This is a genomic window from Mesorhizobium sp. M0119, assembly GCF_040322615.1.
In the GTDB taxonomy this organism is placed as follows: Bacteria; Pseudomonadota; Alphaproteobacteria; order Rhizobiales; family Rhizobiaceae; genus Mesorhizobium.
The window spans coordinates 116,497-136,372 of record NZ_JAMYTU010000007.1 but is presented as its reverse complement, the minus strand read 5'-3'; the positions used below and the strand labels follow the sequence as shown (position 1 = coordinate 136,372).

Below are 19,876 nucleotides of genomic sequence, written 5' to 3'. Positions count from 1 at the left end.
GCTCCCAAAGGTAGGGCAAATGTCGACAAGGCGTGGTTCATGAGTCGGATGAAGGAGCGCAAGCTCACGGTACGCAGCATGGCCGGCCGCATGAACATACACTACAGCGCCTTGTCACGGACACTGAACGGTGAGCGGCGTATGCAGGTCGACGAGATACGCAAGATCGCTGAAATTCTCGACCGGCAGGAAAGCGAGATATTGGTGCACCTCGGAAGTTCCAATGATGGGGCGAGGCTATCGGAGCCTGGTCGCCGGTCTGGTTTCAGGGAGGAGCAAATGGATTTCAACAATGCGGCCGACATGACCGGCGAAGAATACGTCGTGCCACCTCGGGGTGCCGATCCGTTGTTTGGATGCATGGCCGGGACGCTCACCCTGCTTCCGGATGTCGATTACACCGCACCCGCCGATCCGGATTGGGGCAATGTCTATGACGACTGACGGAGTGCTGCTCGACACATGCTTCATGCTGTGGCTGTCGACGGAGCAGCCGGTCACGAGGACGGCGGTCGAGAAGGTGACCAATGCGCGAAAGAATGGCGGCGTGATCGCCGTTTCCGTGATGTCCGCCTGGGAAATCGGCATGCTTGTCGCCAAGGGCCGGTTGCCATTCATCAAGTCGCCGCTCGCATGGTTCGAACGGTTCGTGCAAACCGGGGAAGCGAGCGTCGAGGGGATCGACAGTGAGCTTTTGGTCGAGTCTTCGTTCCTGCCCGGCGTCGTTCACAATGATCCGACCGACCGGATCATCATAGCCACGGCGCGTTCGAAAAACCTCGAGATCATCACCCGCGATCGCGCGATCCTTGCCTATGGCGCGGCCGGCTACGTCAAAACAATTCCTTGTTGATTTGGAGACCTCTTTGGAAACCGTGAAAATAAAATCCCCCATCGATGGTTCGATCTATGCCGAACTGCCTCTGGCCACGGACCAGGCGATCGGTGCCGCGGTCGAGCGCGCCAGGGCGGCGCAGGAGAAGTGGGCGCAGACGCCAGTCGTCGAGCGCGGCAAATACATGCTTGCCATGCTGGAAGCGCTGGTCGCCATGACCGACGAGATCGTGCCGGAGATCGCCTGGCAGATGGGCCGGCCAGTGCGCTATGGCGGTGAGTTCGGCGGCGTCAGGGAACGCGTCAGCTACATGGTCGAGATCGCCGAGGCGGCACTGAAGCCGGTCGTGGCCTCCAACCCGAAGGACGGCTTTCGCCGCTATGTGAAAAAGGTACCGCTCGGCGTGGTCATGGTGATCGCGCCGTGGAACTATCCTTATCTCACCGCCGTCAACACCATCGTGCCGGCGCTGATGGCGGGCAGCGCCGTCATCCTCAAGCACGCGGCGCAGACATTGTTGGTCGGCGGACGGTTTCAGCAGGCGTTCGACAAAGCAGGCCTACCCAAAGGCCTGTTCCAGAACCTCATCATGAACCACACGCAGACCGAAAGGCTGCTCGGCTCCGGCAAGATCGACCATGTCAACTTCACCGGCTCGGTCGCCGGCGGCCGCGCCATCGAAAAGGCGGCGGCGGGCACCTTCATGACGCTTGGCCTCGAACTCGGCGGCAAGGATCCGGCCTATGTGCTGCCGGACGCCAAGATGGACCATGCCGTTGCCAATCTGGTCGACGGCGCCTTCTACAATTCCGGCCAGTGCTGCTGCGGCATCGAGCGCGTCTATGTCCACGAGAAGGTCTACGACGAATTCGTCGAGGGCTTCATCGCCGAGACGAAGAACTACGTCGTCGGCAATCCGCTAGACGAGGCGACCACCATGGGGCCGATGGCGCAGGCGCGCTTCGCCGACCTGATCCGCGAGCAGAAGGCCGAGGCGTTGCGCAAGGGCGCCAGGGCGCACATCAATATGAAGGTGGCCAACGACAAGGCAGGTTCGCCCTATCTGGCGCCGGAAGTGCTGACCCAGGTCGACCACCAGATGAGCGTCATGCGCGAGGAAAGCTTTGGCCCGATCGTCGGCATCATGAGGGTGCGCAACGACGAGGAGGCGATCGCGCTGATGAACGACAGCCCCTATGGGCTGACGGCCTCGATCTGGACGCGCGACACCGACCATGCAGCGGCGATCGGCGATCGCGTCGAGACCGGCACGGTGTTCATGAACCGCTGCGACTATCTCGACCCGGCGCTGGTCTGGACCGGCGTCAAGGACACCGGCAAGGGCGCGGCACTGTCGGCCATCGGCTACGACAACCTGACCAGGCCGAAATCATACCACCTGCGCGAAGCCATCTGAATTTTCTGAAAGACAAAAATGACAAAACTCGTTTCCAAATGGAATTACCCAACGACCGTCCGCTTCGGCGCCGGACGCATCAAGGAGCTGCCGGAGGTGCTGGCGGCGACCGGCATCAAGCGGCCGCTGTTCGTCACCGATCCGGGACTGGCCAAGCTGCCGGTGGTGGCCTCGACGCTGAAGATCCTCGACGACGCCAAAGTGCCGTATGGCGTGTTTTCGGAGGTCAAGCCGAACCCGGTGGATTCCAACCTGACCGCCGGCATTGCCGTGTTCAAGAAGGGCAAGCATGACGGCGTCATCGCCTTTGGCGGCGGCTCGGCGCTCGACCTCGGCAAGCTGATCGCTTTCCAGGCGGGGCAGACACGGCCGGTCTGGGATTTCGAGGACGTCGGCGACTGGTGGACGCGCGCCGATGCCGATGCGATCGCGCCGATCATCGCGGTGCCGACCACCGCAGGCACCGGCTCGGAGGTCGGCCGCGCCGGCGTCATCACCAATGAAGCGACCCATACCAAGAAGGTCATCTTCCATCCGAAGCTTTTGCCGGCGATCGTCATTGCCGATCCGGAGCTGTCGGTCGGCATGCCGGGCTTCATCACCGCCGGCACCGGCATGGACGCGCTCGCCCATTGCCTGGAAGCCTATTGCGCGCCGGGCTATCACCCGATGGCCGACGGCATTGCGGTGGAAGGCATCAGGCTGGTCTTCGAAAACCTGCCGAAAGCCTATGCCAACGGCAAGGACCTGGCCGCCCGCGCCAACATGATGAGCGCCGCCGCCATGGGGGCTGCCGCCTTCCAGAAAGGGCTTGGCGCCATTCATTCGCTGTCGCATCCGATCGGCGCGCTCTACGACACCCACCACGGCATGACCAACGCCGTGTTCATGCCCTATGTGCTGGCCTTCAACCGCGAGGCGATCGAGCCGCGCATCGCCCGGCTCGCCGCCTATTGCGGCATCAAGGGCGGCTTCGACGGCTTTGCCAAGGCGATCATCAAGCTGCGCAAGGAGCTCAAGGTGCCGCACGCACTACCCGGCCTGATCAAGGGGCTCGACATGGACAAGAAGCGCAAGGGCCTGATCGCCGACATGGCGGTGGTCGACCCGACCGCCGGCGGCAACCCGGTCAAGCTGACCAAGAAGGCGGCACTGACGCTGCTCGAAAACGCCATCGCCGGCGCCGTCTGAGAAAACGTCAGCATTGCAAATCCATTTTGGAGAACAGGCGAAGAAAGGGGGAAAGGATGAAAGGCAAGGCCGAAACTAGTTAGCCGGAAAAATAACGGCATAGCGATTGCTACAGCCGGTTAAAAAGAGTTTACTTTTTCGTACTGCAGGGCATCGCTTTCACAAAGCTTTCATCTGGCTGTCACACGAAAACGATACCGCATCGCAGGCGTCCAACGGCGTCAGTTCAACGGAGAGAACACATGTTCAAATTCACGGGGAAAGTGCTTTCCCTTTCGGCCGTCGCCCTGATGGCGACCTCTGCCATCTCGTCGGCCCAGTCCATGGATGAACTGGTCGCCGCAGCCAAGGCTGAAGGCCAGCTCACCACCATCGCGCTGCCGCATGACTGGTGCGGCTACGGCGCGGTCATCGACGGCTTCAAGGCAAAATATCCGGGGATCACCGTCAATGAGCTCAACCCCGATGCCGGCTCCGGCGACGAGGTCGAGGCGATCAAAGCCAATAAGGACAACAAGGGTCCGCAGGCGCCCGACGTCATCGACGTCGGCCTGTCGTTCGGCCCGACCGCAAAGAAGGATGGCCTGATCCAGGCTTACAAAGTATCGACCTGGGACTCGATCCCCGATAGCGCCAAGGATGCCGAGGGTTATTGGACCGGCGACTATTACGGCGTGCTCGCTTTCGAGGTGAACAAGGATCTGGTCAAGGAAGCGCCGGCCGATTGGGCCGATCTGCTGAAGCCGGAATTCGCCAATTCGGTAGCTCTTGCCGGTGATCCGCGCGCCTCGAACCAGGCTATCCAGGCGGTCTACGCCGCTGGTCTTTCCGGCGGCGCCGCTGGCGGTGAAGCCTCCGGCACGGCTGGTCTCGACTTCTTCAAGAAGCTCAATGCCGCCGGCAATTTCGTGCCGGTGATCGGCAAGGCAGCAACCCTTGCCCAGGGTCAGACCCCGATCCTGGTGACCTGGGATTACAACGCGCTTGCCGGCCGTGACACGCTGAAAGGCAATCCGCCGGTCGACGTGATCGTGCCGAAGACCGGCGTCGTCGCCGGCGTCTATGTTCAGGCGATTAGTGCCTACGCGCCGCACCCGAATGCTGCCAAGCTATGGCTGGAATATCTCTATTCCGACGAAGGCCAGATCGGCTGGTTGAAGGGCTATTGTCACCCGATCCGCTTCAACGACCTTGCCAAGAGCGGCAAACTTCCGGCGGACGTGATGGCGAAGATGCCGCCAGCTGAATCCTACGCGGCCGCGGTGTTCCCGACGCTCGACGAGCAGGGCAAGGCCAAGGAAGCCATCACCAAGAACTGGGACGCCGTGGTCGGCGCCAACGTCAAGTAAGGCTTGAGACTAGCCGGGCGGCTTAAATCGCCGCCCGGCATACCTCCAGGACGGTAGCCGGCGCATGACCGATATCTCGTTGTCCGATCACGCTGTTGCCGGGAAGACCGCGCCTCCCGCCGACGCCCGCAGCATGAGGCTGCCGACGCAATGGCTTGGCGTCGCGCCGTTCTTCATCTTCGCCCTCATGTTCCTGATCCTGCCGACGCTCTATCTGATGCTGGGCGCATTCCAGAACGATGCCGGCGGGTTCACCTTCGAAAACATCGCCGCACTGGCGCAGCCGTCGATCGTTGCCGCCTATTGGATCTCGATCAAGGTCAGCCTCGCCTCGTCGCTGATCGGTGCTTTCGCGGGGCTTGCCATTGCCATCGCCATCGTGCGCGGCGGGCTGCCGGAGTGGATACGGTCGGCGACGCTGACTTTTTCCGGCGTGGCTTCCAACTTTGCCGGCGTGCCATTGGCCTTCGCTTTCATCGCGACGCTTGGCCGTCTCGGGCTGGTCACCATTTTGCTCAACACGCTGGTCGGCCTGAACATCTACGCGCATGGCTTTAATCTGCTGTCGTTCTGGGGTCTCACGCTGACCTACGTCTACTTCCAGATTCCGCTGATGGTGGTGATTATCGTGCCCGCGATCGACGGGCTGAAGAAAGAATGGGGCGAGGCCGCCGCAACGCTCGGCGCCACCACCGCGCAATATTGGCGCATGGTTGTCATACCCGTGGTCTGGCCAAGCTTCCTCGGCACCGTCATCCTTCTGTTCGCCAATGCCTTTGGCGCCATCGCAACCGCCTATGCCCTGACCGGTTCGTCGCTCAACATCGTGCCGATCCTGCTCTATGCGCAGATCCGCGGCGACGTGTTGCACAATGCTCATCTCGGCTATGCGATCGCTTTTGGCATGATCGTTATCACCGGCCTTGCGAACATCTTCTATATCTGGTTCCGGACCCGTTCCGAGAGGTGGCTCAAATGAAGTCCGGCAAGTTCTGGGCCTGGGTCGTCTTCATCCTCGGCGCGGCGTACTTCTTCATACCTTTGATTGCAACGGTCGAGTTCTCGCTGCGTATGCGGCGTGGCGTGTACTCGTTTGACGCCTACAAGGTGGTGCTCGGCGATAGCCAGTTTCAGACGACCTTCACGTACTCGGTTGTCGTGGCGATCTTCACGATCATCCTCGGTGTGCTGGTGGTGGTGCCGACCGCGTATTGGATCAGATTGAGGCTGCCGCAGCTTCGTCCCGTCGTCGAGTTCATCACGCTCCTGCCCCTCGTCATCCCAGCCATTGTCATCGTCTTCGGCTATATCAGAATGTATGGTTCGAACTCGCCGCTGCCGTTCCTGTCGAACAACATGGCCACCAATGGGCTGCTGGTTATCGGATATGCCGCGCTGGCGCTGCCCTATATGTACAGGGCGGTCGACACGGGGCTGCGGACCATCGATGTGCGTACGCTGACCGAGGCGGCACAAATTCTCGGCGCCGGTTGGGGCACGATCATCACCCGCGTCATCCTGCCCAATGTGTTGATCGCGGTGCTGTCGGGCGCCTTCCTGACCTTCGCCATCGTCATCGGTGAATTTACCATGGCCAGTCTGCTCAATCGGCCTGCCTTCGGACCCTATCTGCAAAACCTGGTTGCCAACCGAGCCTATGAACCAGCAGCGCTTTCCATTATCGCCTTCGCCATCACCTGGGGCTGCATGTCGCTGATCCAGATCCTGTCGCGTTTCGCGCCGCGATCGACGAACCGTCCGAACTGACCCGAAAGAAAAAGCCATGGCCGAGCCCTTCCTCTCAATCCAGCACGTGCGAAAATCCTTCGGCCCCATCACCGTGGTGCAGGATTTCAACCTCGACGTCGAGCCGGGCGAATTCGTCTCCTTCCTCGGCCCGTCGGGCTGCGGCAAGACGACGGTGCTGCGCATGGTCGCCGGCTTCGAGGAGCCGTCCGCCGGTAAGGTCGTCGTGGCCGGCAAGGATATCACGCGGCTCAAGCCCAACCAGCGCAACATCGGCATGGTGTTCCAGGCCTATGCGCTGTTTCCGAACCTCACCGTGGCGCAGAATATCGGCTTCGGGCTGAAGGTCGCCGGTATGCCGAAGGCCGATGCCGACAGGCGCGTTGCCGAAATGCTCGACATCATCAAGCTGCCGCAGATGGGCGATCGCTATCCCTACCAGTTGTCCGGCGGCCAGCAGCAGCGCATCGCGCTGGCGCGGGCGATTGCGCCCAAGCCGAAGCTGTTGCTGCTCGATGAGCCGCTGTCGGCGCTCGACGCCAAGGTGCGCGTGTCGCTGCGCGAGGAAATCCGCTCGATCCAGAAGAAGCTCGGCATCACCACCATCTTCGTCACCCACGACCAGGAAGAGGCGCTGTCGATTTCCGATCGCATCGCCGTGATGTATGGCGGCAAGGCCGAGCAGGTCGGCACGCCGTTCGAGATCTACAACCGGCCGGCAACCAAATTCGTCGCCAATTTCGTCGGTACGCTGAACGTGCTCGAAGGGACGGTCACCGACGCGGCATCGGGCAAGGTGCGCGTCAATTCGCAAGAGGTCTCGCTCAAGGGCAAGCTCAACGGCTCGAAATCCGGCGACACGCTGTCGCTGGCGTTGCGGCCCGAGGCGATCTCGCTCGGCCGCCACCCCGGTCGCGACTCCAGCCTTTCGGGCGAAATCGCCGAGGTGCATTTCCTCGGCTCGGTCATCCGGGTGCGCGTCGGCATCGGCGGCAGCACGGTCTCGCTCGACACGTTCAACAGCCCGGCCACGCCGCCGCCTGCCGTCGGCGAAAAGGCCGAGATTTCCTTCTCGTCGGGCGACATGCTGGTGCTGCATTAGGGAAGAGGTGAATAGTGAATAGTGAGAATGCACTCTACGCGCCGAAATTTCTCTGCAAGCAACCATTCACCATTCACCAGCAGCCAAAGCCGCGGCCGTTTTTGCAGTGCCAATCGCCCGGCTTCACCGCTACGATAAGGCATGGCGCTTTTTGAACTCACCCTTGTCCTGCTTCTCATCGCGGTCGCCCTGACCGCGCTGTCGCGGCGTCTGCAGATTCCCTATCCGTCGTTGCTGGCGCTGGCCGGCGCCGGCATCGCCTTCCTGCCGTTTGCACCGACCATCGAGATTGACCCGGAGCTGGCGCTCGCTCTGTTCATCGCGCCGGTTCTGCTCGACGCGGCCTATGACACGTCGCTGCGCGATCTCAACCGCTACAAGGTTTCGCTCATCCTGCTGGCGCTTGGCGCCGTCATCTTCACCACGGTGACGGTCGCGCTGGTCGGCTGGACGATGGCAGGCCTGCCCATCGCCGCCGCCATAGCGCTTGGCGCGATCGTGGCGCCGCCCGATGCCGTGGCAGCCGCGGCCGTGCTCGGACAGTTCAAGGTGCCGCACCGCATCACCGCCATCCTGGAAGGCGAGAGCCTTCTCAACGACGCCACGGCGCTGTTGATCTACAGGATGTCGGTTTCCGCAGCCGCCGGCTCCATCCTGTTGAGCAGTGCCGTTCCAATGATCCTGCTGTCGACGGTCGGCAGCCTTGCCGCAGGCTATGTGCTCGGCCGGTTGTCTCTCGCCGTACTCGGCCGCATCGACGATCCGGCGAGCGGCACAGTGGTGCAATTCGCCTCAACCTTCGGTGTCTGGATCCTGGCCGACAGGATAGGGCTTTCCGCCATCATTACGATCGTCGTCTATGCCATGACGATCGCACGTACGTCGCCGCGCCGCATGCCGGCAAGGAATCGTGTCAGCTCCTACTCGGTCTGGGAGACGGCGGTGTTCGTGCTCAATGTTCTGGCCTTCGTTCTGATGGGCCTGCAAGCGCGATCGATCGTCGGCCGACTTGCCGAACAAGGGCAAAGCGAGGCGTTCGTCTTTGCGCTGGCCGTGCTGGCCGTCGTCATCGTATCGCGGCTTGTCTGGGTGCTGGGCTGCGGCGCGATCCTCAGGGGGCTGGCACGTCTGGGCGACGAGGACAGGCGGAAGGACGCACCGACATTCCGCGGCGGCGTGCTCATCGGCTGGTGCGGCATGCGCGGCCTGGTGACGCTTGCGGCAGCCTTCGCCTTGCCGGCCGACTTTCCGGGCCGTGATCCGATCGTGCTCGCCGCTTTCACGGTCGTGCTCGGCACATTGGTGCTGCAAGGCGTCAGCCTGAAACCGTTGCTGCTTCTGCTCAATCTCGACCTCGACCGGACGGTCGACCGGGAGGTGGCGCAGGCGCGCGTCGCCATCATGCAGGCAGCGCTCGACGTGCTCAGCGGCAAGACATCGAGCGCGGCAGGGGCGGTGCGCGAGCAATATGCCGCCCAGCGCGCCATCGCCGAAAACCCGGAGGATGCCCAGGCGGCGACCGAGTATGACAGGTTGCGTCTTTATGCCATCAAGAGCCAGCGCGATGCGCTGGAGCGCCTGCGCATCGACGGAACGATCGGCGACGAGGCCTACCACCGCCTCGAGGAAGAGATCGACTGGTCGGAACTGGCAGCATCCCCGCCCGGTCGGTTCCAGCCGCTAACCACTTAGCATCTGGCCCAAGCTGCCTCTGTCCGGCTGCACATTGCAACCAATCCAGCGAACGGCTACTGCCAGCAAGAAATTGAGCCGGATATGCAATGAAGCTGGTCAGCTATAACATCCAGTACGGCTTCGGCAGCGATGGCCGCTACGACCTGGCGCGCTGTGCCAATGTCGTGGCCGGTGCCGACATTATCGCCTTGCAGGAAGTGGAGCGGCACTGGCGGCGCAGCAACGAGGACGACCAGCCGGAACTTCTTTCGCAATTGCTGCCCGACTATTATTGGGCCTATGGCCCGGCCTTCGACATGGATGCCAGCGAGCGGCGTGACGGCCGCGTCGCCAACCGGCGGCGGCAATTCGGCACCATGGTTCTGTCGAAGCTGCCGATCGTCTGGTCGCGGCTGCATACGCTGCCGCTCAGGCGCACGCTGCGGCCGCTCAACACCCGCAACGCGGCACTCGAATGCATGATCCGCACCCCCGCTGGCCCGGTGCGGTTCTTCTCGCTGCATCTGGCGCATATCGCCGCCGAGGAGCGGCTGGAGCAGATCGACTATTTGCTCGCCGAGCATCGCCGCGCCCCGTCCGAGGGCGGACCATGGAGCGGCGGCGACGACGAGCCGGCGCGCAACTGGAGCAATGGCGAACAGGAGCCGGAAAACCCCTTGGCGGCGATCTGGATGGGCGACTTCAACATGGAGCCGGGCAGCGCCGAGTACCGGCGCATCGTCGGCAGCACGCCCTATCATCGCGGTGCCGCCTATCTCGACGGTTTTGTCGACGCAGCCGCCGTCGCCAGCGAGCCGACGTCGGACTTTCATACCCATGTGAAGACCATCGACGGCAGGCTGGCAAAGCGCCGGCTCGACCATTGCTTCGTCGGCGGCATGCTTGCAGGGCGCGTCCGCTCGGTCAGTGCCGAAATCGGCCAAATCGCCTCCGACCATTTTCCGCTCTGGGTGGATATCGACCTGGAGACGCCGATCGCCATCGGAACGGGCGGCGGATGAACCGCCGATGAGCCTGTTTGTCTTTTTCGCGGTGCTCGCCGCCGCTTCCATGCATGCGATCTGGAACGCGCTGGTCAAGGTCCACCTCGACCGTTTCCTGTCGATCACACTGATGACGCTCGGCATGGGTGCCGCTGCGCTGGTGACGTTGCCCTTTGTCGAGGTGCCGAAGCCGGAAGTGTGGCCATACATCCTCGCCTCGGTTGTCTTCCACATGGGCTACAGGACGTTCCTGATCGGCGCCTACAAGGCCGGCGATTTCGCCCAGACCTATCCGCTGGCGCGCGGCACCGCGCCGTTGCTGGCCGCTTTGGGGGGCATTGTGGTGGTTGCCGAGATGCCTGCGCCGCTCGCCATCGTCGGCATCCTCTTGTTGTCGGCGGGCACGCTGGTGCTGTCGTTTCGCGGCGGCGCGCATCTGGAGAAATTGAACCTGCGCGCCGTCGGCTTCGCGCTGGGCACATCGATCTTCATCGCCAGCTACACGCTGTCGGACGGCAGCGGCGCGCGGCTGGCCGCCACCGCGTCGAGTTATGCGGCCTGGCTGTTCGTCTGCGATGCGCTGTGGGCGCTGGTGCTGTGCGTCGTCTTTCGCGGCCCACAGGCGCTGCCGGTGCTGGCGCGCGACTGGAAGGCGGGAATCTATACCGGCGTGCTCAGCGGCGGCGCCTACTGGATCGTCATGTGGGCGATGACCAAGGCGCCGATCGCCTCGGTGGCGTCGCTGCGAGAAACATCGATCCTGTTCGCCATGATGATCTCGGTGTTCGCGCTCGGCGAGAAGATGACGGCATGGCGAGGTGCCGCGGTGCTTAGCATCGTCGCTGGCGTCGTTGCGCTGAGAATGGGATAGTCACGCGATCTCCAGGTCGAACACCATCAGCCCGTCGATGCCGCCTTCGAGCGCCGCGACCAGTCTTGCGCCGGCTCGCTGATGCGCTTCATGCTCCAGATATCCATCGCGTACCGCAGCGTCGCGAAAGTCGATGGTGAAGCCGTGTGTGAAGCCGCGAGCGAAGGGTTCCGGGCTGGTATTGGCGCTGAATTCGACCTTGCCCATGCCGTCGATCACCGGCCGCAACGCTTCGAGATCGGCATGGATTGCCGCGCGCTCGGCGTTGGCGACATCGTCGCGGAATCTGACGAAGACACAGTGCCTGATCATTCTTTGTCCTTCATGCCGCTCGGTTGGTGGAAAACACTGCCGGCGGCAGCGGCTCGCGGCCAAGGATCAGATCGGCGCCCTTTTCGCCGACCATGATCGTCGGGGCATTGGTGTTGGAGGAGGGGATGCGCGGCATCACCGAGGCGTCGCAGACGCGCAGGCCCTCGATACCGCGCAGCCTGAGATCGGGCGTCACCACGCTCATCGCATCGTGGCCCATGCGGCAGGTGCCAACCGGGTGGTGGTCGGTCTTGGAGCTGCGGCAGGCGTAGTCGAACAGTTCGTCGCCGCTCCGCAGGTCGGGTCCCGGCAGTACCTCGCGCAATACATAGGGCTGCAGCGCCTTCTGCCGCATGATCTCGCGCGCCAGCCTCAGCCCCTTGATCGACATGTCGCGGTCATAGGGATCGGACCAATAGTTCGGATCGATCAGCGGGTGGTCGGCCGGGTCGGCACTGTTCAGCCGCACGGTGCCGCGCGAGCGCGGACGCAGGAAGGCCGAGTTCAATGTCACGCCCGGATTGTTCAGCTTCTCGACGCCGGCCTCGATGCCGGAGCCGAGGCCGAGATGCAGCTGGATATCGGGAGAGGCGGCGGTCGGATCGGCGTACCAGAAGCCGCCGGTCTCGAACAGGCTGGAGGCTACCGGGCCTTTCTTCAGGAGCAGATACTGCAGCCCGGCCCACGCCGTCCAGTGCAGCTTGGCGTAGTTGTCGTAGGTGTGGTCGCCGGTGCATTCGGCGATGACGAACAGGTCGAGATGATCCTGCAGATTGGAGCCGACGCCTGGCAGCTCGTGCACCGGCGTCACGCCGACCGCCTTCAAATGGTCGGCCGGGCCGATGCCCGACTGCATCAAAAGCTTCGGCGAGCCGATGGCGCCGGACGAGACGATCACTTCGCGTTCGGCGCGTAGGATCGTTGGCCGGCCGCCCGGCCTGTCGACGATCTCGACCCCTGCGGCGCGGCCCTTGTCGACGACGATGCGTGTCACCAGTACGCCGGTCCTGACGGTGAGATTCTTGCGCTCGCGGATCGGCCGGAGATAGGCGACCGAGGCGGAGGAGCGCTTGGCGTCCTTCTGCGTCAATTGGTAATAGCCGACGCCCTCCTGGCTGGTGCCGTTGAAGTCGGGATTGAAGGGAATGCCCATCTCTTGTCCGGCACGGAAATAGGCCTCGCAGATCGGCAGCGGCGCGATCGGGTTCGACACGCCGAGCGGGCCCTGGTCGCCGTGAAAATCGTTGGCGTAGCGCTGGTTGTTCTCGGCGCGTTTGAAATAGGGCAGCACGTCGCGATAGCCCCAGCCGGCAAGGCCTTCCTCCTTCTCCCAGGCGTCGTAGTCGCGGGCATTGCCGCGCGTGTAGATCTGGGCGTTGATCGAGGAGCCGCCGCCGATCACCTTGGCCTGCGTGTACCGGAAGACGCGGTCCTGCATGTGCTTTTGCGGCACTGTCGACCAGCCCCAGGCGGCGATGCCCTTGGTCATCTTGGCAAAACCCGCCGGCATGTGGATCAGCGGATGCCAGTCCTTGCCGCCGGCTTCGAGCAGCAGCACCTGATGCGATGGATCTTCGCTCAGCCGGTTGGCGAGTACGCAGCCGGCCGGGCCGGCGCCGACGATTATGTAGTCGGTCATGGGATGTAGTCGATCATGGCGTCACCTGTTCATAGCCTCGGCACCGACAGCGCGCCGTCGACATTGATGACCGAGCCGGTCGAAAAGCCGAGCTTGCCGCCGGCGAGTGCTGCCACGGCGGCACCGATATCTTCGCTCTCGCCCCAGCGCATTGCCGGCACCAGCCCGCCGTCGATCAGCCCGTCATATTTGGCGGTGACACCGGCTGTCATGTCGGTGCGGATGATGCCCGGGCGCACCTCGAACACGGCTATGTTTTCGCTGGCAAGCCGCAGCGCCAGGTTCTTCACCCACATCGAAAGCCCAGCCTTGGAGATGCAGTAATCGGCACGTTCCGGCGAGGCCATGGCGGCGCTGACCGAGGTGATGGTGATGATCGATCTCGCACCATCGCTCGGCAGGCCGAGCATCGCTTTGGCAACGGCCTGGCTGAGGAATACGGTGCCGCGCAGATTGATGCCGAGCACCCGGTCGAAATTTTCCGGCTTGAGCTCGAGCAGGTCGCCGCGCAGGACGGTGCCGATGCCGGCATTGTTGACCAGGCAGTCGATGCGGCCGAAGGCGCTTGTCGCGGCATCGATCAGTGCTGCATGGCCGTCGAGGTCGGCGATGTCGCCACTGACATAGGCGAATTTCGCGCCGCGCCCGGTGATGTCGGCGGCGAGCCCGTCGGCGGCTTCGTCGGCAAGGTCTGCGACGAGGATGTCGAAGCCTGCATCGGCCAGCGCCTCGGCGCAAGCAAGGCCGATGCCGCGCGCGCCGCCGGTGACGATGGCTGCCGGGCGGCTCATGTTGCGAGCTCCGTCTTGCGGATATGATCCGCGACGCGCAGCGCCTGTGCGGCGATCGATAGCGCCGGATTGACGGCGGCCGAATTCGGCAGGAAGCCGGCGTCGACGACGAACAAATTGCTGTGGTCGAAGGAGCGGCAGAACGGATCCAGCGGCGAGGTCGCTGGATCGTTGCCCATCTTCACCGTGCCGCACTGATGCGAGGGCGTGCGCTTGTCAAACGGCCGCGACAGCACGATCGGATAGCCGCAGGCGCGGAAATTCTCGCGCATCACCTTGGTCAGTCCGTCGAGCGACTGCATGTTGGAGCGCCGCCACTGCATGACGATGTCCTTGCCGTCGACCACGATGCGGCTCTCGGGATCGGGCAGGTCTTCGCACATCAGATACCAGTCGACGGCGTGGCCGGCCATGAAATCGAGCGCGAATTTGGGCGCGCGCCTGACATTGGCCTTGAGGATGTTGCCGTCGATCTTGCCGAGGAGCTGGACGTTGCCGAGCGGCTTGCCGCCCTTGCCGTCGGACAGATAATAGTCGTTCAGCATCAGCGTCTTCTGGTAGACGGATTTGTTCCGGCGGCGCGGGTCGATCGCCAGCATGGCGCTCGAATTGTGGTTCATGAAGTTGCGGCCGACCTGGTCTGAGCGGTTGGCCAAGCCTTTGCCACCGCCTTTGCCCTTAGGGGAAGGCGAGCGCAGCAGGATGGCGGCGGAATTGACCGCGCCGGCCGATAGGATGACCAGCTTCGGCGCGACTTTCTTCAACGTACCGTCCTGTCGATAGTGGACGGCGGCGATTGTCCTCGCATCCGGCGATGCCTCGAGATGTTCGACATGGGCGCCGGTCTCGAGCTTGATGTTCTGATCGGCTAGGGCGGCCGCCAGCGGCCCGGATTGGGCGTCGACCTTGCCGGCGCCGGTGTTGGGAAACGCGTCCCACGGCGTGCTGCCGTCTTTCAGCCAGGCTTCGATGTCGACGCCGAGCGGCAGCGATGCCGGGTGCAGGCCGAGGCTCTTGAGTTCGGCGCGGGCGCTCGCGATCGGCGGCTCGTCGGGTACCGGCCCGAAAGGGTAGGGCATCGAGTGGAACGGCTCGGTCGGGTCTTCACCCAGCGCACCGCGCACGCGGAAAAGCTGCTCGGCCCTGGAATACCAGGGTTCGAATTCCTCATAGGAAAACGGCCAGGCCGGTGAGATGCCGCCATAGTGCTCCATCTCCGAAAAGTCTTGCCTGCGGTAGCGGATCAGCACGGCGCCGTAGAATTTCGAATTGCCGCCGACATAGTAGTAATTGCCGGGATTGAACGCAGCACCTCCGGCCTCGAGCCACATCTCCTTAGGGCGATAATGGCCGTCGACGAAGATTGCGCGGGTGTCGCGTGTGTGCGGCGTTGCCGGCAGTGGTTCGCCGCGCTCCAGCATCAGGATCGAGGCGCCACTGCCGGCAAGGCCGGAGGCGATCGTGGCGCCGCCTATGCCGGAGCCGATGATGACGATGTCGGGATTTGTCATGGCCGTCAGACGATGCGTTTCTCGGTCGCCGGATCGAAGAACACCGCTTTGGTCAGATTGAAGGCGAGCGGGGTGACCGTGCCGGGCTGGATGTTGGCATCGGCGCGCAGCCGCGCCACCACCGCCTTGCCGCCGAGATTGGTGACCGCGAATGTATCCGAGCCGGCCGGCTCGATGACCTCGATGTGACAGTCGGCGCGGGCGATGTTCGAGGCGTTGCGTTCGGCACCCTCGGGATCGGTCAGTGCTTCCGGGCGGACGCCGAAGATGATCGGTTTTCCCTGGAATGCCGAAAGACCGGCCGGCGCATTGCCCAGCGGCAGCGAGATCGGCTGGCGCGCCTCGCGCTCCATGACGACGGAGAAGCCGCTGCCGTTGCTGCCGATCGTCGCCGGGATCAGGTTCATCGCCGGCGAGCCCATGAAGTCGGCAACAAACAGGTTGGTCGGATTGTTATAGATTTCGGCCGGCGTGCCGAATTGCTGCACCTCGCCGTCGCGCATCACCGCGATCTTGGTGGCCAGCGTCATCGCCTCGATCTGGTCGTGCGTGACGTAGACGATGGTGGTGCCGGTGGTGGCGTGCAGGCGCTTGATCTCGATGCGCATGTCGACGCGCAGCTTGGCGTCGAGATTGGACAAAGGCTCGTCGAACAGGAACAGCTTTGGATCGCGCACCAGCGCCCGGCCCATGGCGACCCGCTGGCGCTGGCCGCCGGAAAGCTGGCTTGGCTTGCGCTTAAGCAAATGGCCGATCTGCAGGACTTTCGCCACCTTGTCGATCGCCTTCTGGCGCTCATCGGCCGGCACGCCGCGCATCTCCATGCCGAAGGCAATATTCCCGGCCACCGTCATGTTCGGATAGAGCGCGTAGCTCTGGAAGACCATGGCGATGTCGCGCTTGGACGGGTGGAGATCGTTGATCGTGCGTCCGTCGACGCGGATTTCGCCTTCGGTGATGGTCTCCAGGCCGGCAATGGTGTTGAGCAGCGTGGACTTGCCGCAGCCGGACGGCCCGACCAGCACGAGGAACCCGCCCTTTTCGAGGTCGAGGTCGATGCCTTTCAGGATCTCGACCGATCCGAAACGCTTCTTCAACCCGTCAATTTCCAGAAAAGCCATGCGATTATCCTTTGACGGCGCCGGCCATCAGGCCGCGCACGAAATAGCGGCCGGCGAGCACATAGACGAGGAGCGTCGGCAGCGCGGCAATCATCGCCGCCGCCATGTTGACGTTGTATTCGACGACGCCGGTCGAGGTGTTGACGACGTTGTTCAGCGCCACCGTCATCGGCATCACGTCGCCGGAGCCGGCATAGGCGGAAGCGAAGAGGAAGTCGTTCCAGATGTTGGTGAACTGGTAGATCACCGTCACCACGATGATCGGCAGCGAGTTGGGCAGCATGATGCGCCGGAAGATCTGGAAGAAGCTGGCGCCGTCGATCTGAGCCGCCTTAACCAGCTCGTTCGGAAACGCTTCGTAATAATTGCGGAAGAACAGGGTGGTGAAGCCGATGCCGTAGACGACGTGAACGAACACCAGGTTCACCGTCGGATTGCCGAAGCCGAAGGTGAGGCCGGTCACGTTCTGCAGCTTGACGCCGAACCGGCCGAGGCTGCCGAGGATCGTTGCCATCGGCAAGAGGACCGACTGGAACGGGATAAAGCAGGCAAACAGCATCAGCCCGAACACCAGCGTCGCCCCGCGAAAGCGCCACTTCGTCAGCACATAGCCGTTGAGCGCGCCGAGCAGGGTCGAGATGATGACGGCCGGAACCACCATCTTGATCGAGTTCCAGAAATAACCCTTCATGCCGACGCAGGTGAGACCCGAGCAGACCTCGCTCCACGCCCTTATCCAGGGTGCGAAGGTCGGCTCCTGCGGCAGCGCCAGCATGTTGCCGTTCTGGATCTCGTCCATGGTCTTGAACGAGGTCACCAGCATGACGAACAGCGGCATCAGGTAGAACAGCGCGAACAGCGCCAGCAGCCCGTAAATGACGATACGGTTGACCGTCCTGGCGCTGATACCGCCAGTGCCCTGGCGAGCAGGAGTGGCCACGGCGCTCATCGCGGCTTCTCCCGAAGCTCGGAATAGAGATAGGGAACGATGATCGCGGTGATGGTCATCAGCATGATCACAGCGCTGGCCGAGCCGACGGCCATTTCGTTGCGCTTGAAGGTGTATTCATACATGAAATTGGACGGCAGCCAGGCCGAACCGCCCGGCCCGCCGCTGGTCAGCGCCACCACCAAATCGTAGGATTTGATGGCGAGGTGCGCGAGCACGATCAAGGCCGAAAGGAAGATCGGCCGCAGCAGCGGGATAACGATGCGGCGGTAGAGCTGGAAGGTGGTGGCGCCGTCGATCTGCGCCGCCTTCAGGATCTCGCCGTCAATGCCGCGCAGGCCGGCCAGGAACATCGCCATGATGAAGCCCGACGCCTGCCAGACGCCGGCGATGACCACCGTGTAGATGACAAAATCCTTGTTCTTGATCCAGTCGAAATGGAAGCTCGTCCAGCCCCATTGGTGCAGCGTCTGCTCGAGGCCGAGGCCGGGGTCGAGAAACCATTTCCAGGCAACGCCGGTGACGATGAACGACAGTGCCATCGGGTAGAGATAGATCGGCCGCAGCACACCTTCGCCGCGGATCTTCTGGTCGAGCAGGATCGCCAGGAACAGGCCGAGTGCTAGGCAGATGGAAATATAGAGGAAGCCGAAAACTCCCATATTGGTGATCGATGTATACCAGGAGGACGGCGGATCGCTTTCGAAAGTCCAGCGCCATAGCCGCTGATAGGCGCGTGGCCCGGTGATGGCGTAGGAGGGAAAGGTCTTGGAGTTGGTGAAGGACAGATAGATCGTCCACAGGATGAAGCCGTAGACGAAGACGATGGTGGCGGCGAAGCTTGGCGCCAGCACGAGCTTCGGCAGCGCGTCCTGAAGGCGCGAGCGCACCGTGGCGCCCGGACGGGCATCGTGCTCCGGCGTCAGCGCGATACTGGTTTCAGCAACTGTGCTCATCTGTCCATTCCGTATGGCGGTCCGGAACTCTGCTGTCGCGGGCCCTGCGGCACGAAGCGTGCCGGTCGGCGCAACCGCAAACCCCACCGCAGAGGACTCTCCCCGGCTTGCGCCGGGGAGATCATTCACATCGACGGGCGCTTACTTGGCGTCTTCGATCGCGCTGACCAGTTGGGTCACGGCCTCGTCCGAGGTCTTGATCTGGCCGTGGACGAATTTCGAGACGACATCCTTGTAGGCGTTGGCAACCGCCGGCGGCGCGCCATAGCCCTGCGCCAGCGAACCGAACAGCGTGCCGCCTTCATTGGCGGCCTTCAGGTCGGCCATGCCCTTCTTGCCGCAAGCGTCGAAATCGGTGTCCGGCACGTCGGTGCGGGCCGGAACCGAGCCTTTGACGACGTTGAAGGCCGACTGGAAGCTCTTCGACAGCGTGGCGGTGGCCAGGGCGATCTGGGCGGCCTTGCGGTCCTCCGGAACGTTGAACATGCCGAACATGTCGGAGTTGTAGACGACGCTGCCGTCGGTGCCCGGGAAGCGGTAGCACAGGAAGTCGGTGCCCGGGACCTTCTTGGCGGCGTTGAATTCGCCCTTGGCCCAGTCACCCATCACCTGCACCAGCGCATCGCCCTTGATGACCATGGCGGTGGCGAGGTTCCAGTCCCGGCCCGAGAAGTTCGGGTCGACATAGGTGACGAGCTTGGCGAGATTGTCGAACGACTTCTTCATCGTGTCGGACTTCAGCGACTCCTCGTCGAGGTCGTTGAAGGCCTTCTTGTAGAACTCGGGCCCGCCGGTCGACAGCACGACCGAGTCGAACATGGTCGCTTCCTGCCAGTTCTGGCCGCCCAACGCGAGCGGGATGACGCCCGCCGCCTTGGCCTTGTCGAGCAGCGCGATGAAGTCGTCGAAGGTCTTGGGCTCGGTGCCGCCGATCTTGTCCATCACCGCCTTGTTGATCCACAGCCAGTTGACCGAGTGGACGTTGACCGGGGCCGCGACCCACTTGCCGTCATAGACCGAGAATTTCTGCAGGGCCGCGGGAACGGACTTGTCCCAGCCTTCCTTTATCGCCGTCTCGGTCAGGTCGCCCATGACGCCGGCTGCGGCGTAGTCGAGCACGGTATAGCCAAGCATTTGCGAGGCGGTGGGGTAGTTGCCGGCCGCCACCATCGCCTTCAGCGCGGTCATGGCGGCGTCGCCGCCGCCGCCGGCCACCGGCACGTCCTTCCAGGCAAAGCCTTCCTTGGCCAGATCCTGCTTGAGCACGTTCAGGGCGGCAGCTTCGCCGCCCGACGTCCACCAATGCAGCATCTGGACTTCCTTGACGTCCTCGGCATGGGCCGCGAACGCAACGCCTGATGCGAGAGCCGTCCCGATAAGCAGTTTGCGCAACATGTACTTCCTCCCT

19 protein-coding genes are annotated in these 19,876 nt (G+C 63.2%); 11 read left to right on the top strand and 8 right to left on the bottom strand.

All coding sequences use genetic code 11. The features are described from left to right. Nucleotides 1–39 precede the first annotated feature (39 nt). From NKJ40_RS09665 to NKJ40_RS09615, 11 genes are all read left to right on the top strand, one after another. On the top strand, nucleotides 40–444 hold the full coding sequence (locus tag NKJ40_RS09665) for a helix-turn-helix domain-containing protein (protein ID WP_352465885.1): 405 nt from the start codon (nucleotides 40–42) through the stop codon (nucleotides 442–444). Next, nucleotides 434–853, top strand: coding sequence for a type II toxin-antitoxin system VapC family toxin (locus NKJ40_RS09660; protein WP_352465884.1), 420 nt, complete (start codon nucleotides 434–436; stop codon nucleotides 851–853). The genes NKJ40_RS09665 and NKJ40_RS09660 overlap by 11 nt, the downstream gene beginning before the upstream one ends. Then, nucleotides 816–2,252 carry an aldehyde dehydrogenase family protein gene (locus NKJ40_RS09655; protein ID WP_352465883.1) on the top strand — a complete coding sequence of 479 codons (1,437 nt, stop codon included), beginning with the start codon at nucleotides 816–818 and terminating at the stop codon, nucleotides 2,250–2,252. Before NKJ40_RS09660 ends, NKJ40_RS09655 begins: the two co-directional genes overlap by 38 nt. An 18-nt stretch (nucleotides 2,253–2,270) precedes the next feature. Then, nucleotides 2,271–3,443 carry an iron-containing alcohol dehydrogenase gene (locus NKJ40_RS09650; protein WP_352465882.1) on the top strand — a complete coding sequence of 391 codons (1,173 nt, stop codon included), beginning with the start codon at nucleotides 2,271–2,273 and terminating at the stop codon, nucleotides 3,441–3,443. 242 nt (nucleotides 3,444–3,685) lie between these two features. Next, nucleotides 3,686–4,792: an ABC transporter substrate-binding protein gene (locus tag NKJ40_RS09645; protein WP_352465881.1), complete on the top strand. Its 1,107-nt coding sequence runs from the start codon at nucleotides 3,686–3,688 to the stop codon at nucleotides 4,790–4,792. Between the two features lie 64 nt (nucleotides 4,793–4,856). Further along, on the top strand, nucleotides 4,857–5,771 hold the full coding sequence (locus NKJ40_RS09640; RefSeq protein ID WP_352465880.1) for an ABC transporter permease: 915 nt from the start codon (nucleotides 4,857–4,859) through the stop codon (nucleotides 5,769–5,771). Beyond that, on the top strand, nucleotides 5,768–6,559 hold the full coding sequence (locus NKJ40_RS09635; RefSeq protein ID WP_352465879.1) for an ABC transporter permease: 792 nt from the start codon (nucleotides 5,768–5,770) through the stop codon (nucleotides 6,557–6,559). Before NKJ40_RS09640 ends, NKJ40_RS09635 begins: the two co-directional genes overlap by 4 nt. 16 nt (nucleotides 6,560–6,575) lie before the next feature. After that, entirely contained in the window at nucleotides 6,576–7,640 is a 1,065-nt protein-coding gene (locus NKJ40_RS09630; RefSeq protein WP_352465878.1) for an ABC transporter ATP-binding protein, read from the top strand. 141 nt (nucleotides 7,641–7,781) lie between these two features. Beyond that, a complete protein-coding gene (locus tag NKJ40_RS09625; protein WP_352465877.1) occupies nucleotides 7,782–9,332 on the top strand; it encodes a cation:proton antiporter in 1,551 nt (516 codons plus the stop codon). Nucleotides 9,333–9,421: 89 nt separating this feature from the next. After that, complete coding sequence (locus NKJ40_RS09620) at nucleotides 9,422–10,336, top strand: endonuclease/exonuclease/phosphatase family protein (protein ID WP_352465876.1); 915 nt, start codon at nucleotides 9,422–9,424, stop codon at nucleotides 10,334–10,336. 7 nt (nucleotides 10,337–10,343) lie between these two features. Next, nucleotides 10,344–11,189 (top strand): EamA family transporter, encoded by an 846-nt coding sequence (locus tag NKJ40_RS09615; RefSeq protein ID WP_352465875.1) that lies wholly within the window; start codon nucleotides 10,344–10,346, stop codon nucleotides 11,187–11,189. On the opposite strand, the gene NKJ40_RS09610 is transcribed toward NKJ40_RS09615, so the two are convergent. The 8 genes from NKJ40_RS09610 to NKJ40_RS09575 form a co-directional block, all read right to left on the bottom strand. After that, nucleotides 11,190–11,501, bottom strand: a complete 312-nt coding sequence (locus NKJ40_RS09610) for a Dabb family protein (RefSeq protein WP_352465874.1) — start codon at nucleotides 11,499–11,501, stop codon at nucleotides 11,190–11,192. Between the two features lie 10 nt (nucleotides 11,502–11,511). Next, nucleotides 11,512–13,140 (bottom strand): GMC family oxidoreductase, encoded by a 1,629-nt coding sequence (locus NKJ40_RS09605; protein WP_352465873.1) that lies wholly within the window; start codon nucleotides 13,138–13,140, stop codon nucleotides 11,512–11,514. Nucleotides 13,141–13,169: 29 nt separating this feature from the next. Then, nucleotides 13,170–13,931, bottom strand: coding sequence for a 3-ketoacyl-ACP reductase (locus tag NKJ40_RS09600; protein WP_352465872.1), 762 nt, complete (start codon nucleotides 13,929–13,931; stop codon nucleotides 13,170–13,172). Next, complete coding sequence (locus NKJ40_RS09595; protein WP_352465871.1) at nucleotides 13,928–15,442, bottom strand: GMC oxidoreductase; 1,515 nt, start codon at nucleotides 15,440–15,442, stop codon at nucleotides 13,928–13,930. The genes NKJ40_RS09600 and NKJ40_RS09595 overlap by 4 nt, the downstream gene beginning before the upstream one ends. Nucleotides 15,443–15,447: 5 nt before the next feature. After that, nucleotides 15,448–16,563: an ABC transporter ATP-binding protein gene (locus NKJ40_RS09590; RefSeq protein WP_352465870.1), complete on the bottom strand. Its 1,116-nt coding sequence runs from the start codon at nucleotides 16,561–16,563 to the stop codon at nucleotides 15,448–15,450. Between the two features lie 4 nt (nucleotides 16,564–16,567). Continuing rightward, a complete protein-coding gene (locus NKJ40_RS09585) occupies nucleotides 16,568–17,512 on the bottom strand; it encodes a carbohydrate ABC transporter permease (protein ID WP_352465869.1) in 945 nt (314 codons plus the stop codon). Beyond that, a complete protein-coding gene (locus tag NKJ40_RS09580; protein WP_352465868.1) occupies nucleotides 17,509–18,468 on the bottom strand; it encodes a carbohydrate ABC transporter permease in 960 nt (319 codons plus the stop codon). The genes NKJ40_RS09585 and NKJ40_RS09580 overlap by 4 nt, the downstream gene beginning before the upstream one ends. 141 nt (nucleotides 18,469–18,609) lie before the next feature. Next, complete coding sequence (locus NKJ40_RS09575; protein ID WP_031194023.1) at nucleotides 18,610–19,863, bottom strand: ABC transporter substrate-binding protein; 1,254 nt, start codon at nucleotides 19,861–19,863, stop codon at nucleotides 18,610–18,612. Nucleotides 19,864–19,876: the final 13 nt, after the last annotated feature.

What these genes read in the sequence shown, in the direction of transcription:
- NKJ40_RS09580 (WP_352465868.1), bottom strand. Translation starts at nt 18,468, where the DNA reads ATGAGCACAGTTGCTGAAACCAGTATCGCGCTGACGCCGGAGCACGAT.
- NKJ40_RS09620 (WP_352465876.1), top strand. Translation starts at nt 9,422, where the DNA reads ATGAAGCTGGTCAGCTATAACATCCAGTACGGCTTCGGCAGCGATGGC.
- NKJ40_RS09660 (WP_352465884.1), top strand. Translation starts at nt 434, where the DNA reads ATGACGACTGACGGAGTGCTGCTCGACACATGCTTCATGCTGTGGCTG.
- NKJ40_RS09625 (WP_352465877.1), top strand. Translation starts at nt 7,782, where the DNA reads ATGGCGCTTTTTGAACTCACCCTTGTCCTGCTTCTCATCGCGGTCGCC.
- NKJ40_RS09655 (WP_352465883.1), top strand. Translation starts at nt 816, where the DNA reads ATGGCGCGGCCGGCTACGTCAAAACAATTCCTTGTTGATTTGGAGACC.
- NKJ40_RS09665 (WP_352465885.1), top strand. Translation starts at nt 40, where the DNA reads ATGAGTCGGATGAAGGAGCGCAAGCTCACGGTACGCAGCATGGCCGGC.
- NKJ40_RS09605 (WP_352465873.1), bottom strand. Translation starts at nt 13,140, where the DNA reads ATGACCGACTACATAATCGTCGGCGCCGGCCCGGCCGGCTGCGTACTC.
- NKJ40_RS09635 (WP_352465879.1), top strand. Translation starts at nt 5,768, where the DNA reads ATGAAGTCCGGCAAGTTCTGGGCCTGGGTCGTCTTCATCCTCGGCGCG.
- NKJ40_RS09630 (WP_352465878.1), top strand. Translation starts at nt 6,576, where the DNA reads ATGGCCGAGCCCTTCCTCTCAATCCAGCACGTGCGAAAATCCTTCGGC.
- NKJ40_RS09575 (WP_031194023.1), bottom strand. Translation starts at nt 19,863, where the DNA reads ATGTTGCGCAAACTGCTTATCGGGACGGCTCTCGCATCAGGCGTTGCG.
- NKJ40_RS09610 (WP_352465874.1), bottom strand. Translation starts at nt 11,501, where the DNA reads ATGATCAGGCACTGTGTCTTCGTCAGATTCCGCGACGATGTCGCCAAC.
- NKJ40_RS09600 (WP_352465872.1), bottom strand. Translation starts at nt 13,931, where the DNA reads ATGAGCCGCCCGGCAGCCATCGTCACCGGCGGCGCGCGCGGCATCGGC.
- NKJ40_RS09595 (WP_352465871.1), bottom strand. Translation starts at nt 15,442, where the DNA reads ATGACAAATCCCGACATCGTCATCATCGGCTCCGGCATAGGCGGCGCC.
- NKJ40_RS09615 (WP_352465875.1), top strand. Translation starts at nt 10,344, where the DNA reads ATGAGCCTGTTTGTCTTTTTCGCGGTGCTCGCCGCCGCTTCCATGCAT.
- NKJ40_RS09645 (WP_352465881.1), top strand. Translation starts at nt 3,686, where the DNA reads ATGTTCAAATTCACGGGGAAAGTGCTTTCCCTTTCGGCCGTCGCCCTG.
- NKJ40_RS09640 (WP_352465880.1), top strand. Translation starts at nt 4,857, where the DNA reads ATGACCGATATCTCGTTGTCCGATCACGCTGTTGCCGGGAAGACCGCG.
- NKJ40_RS09650 (WP_352465882.1), top strand. Translation starts at nt 2,271, where the DNA reads ATGACAAAACTCGTTTCCAAATGGAATTACCCAACGACCGTCCGCTTC.
- NKJ40_RS09590 (WP_352465870.1), bottom strand. Translation starts at nt 16,563, where the DNA reads ATGGCTTTTCTGGAAATTGACGGGTTGAAGAAGCGTTTCGGATCGGTC.
- NKJ40_RS09585 (WP_352465869.1), bottom strand. Translation starts at nt 17,512, where the DNA reads ATGAGCGCCGTGGCCACTCCTGCTCGCCAGGGCACTGGCGGTATCAGC.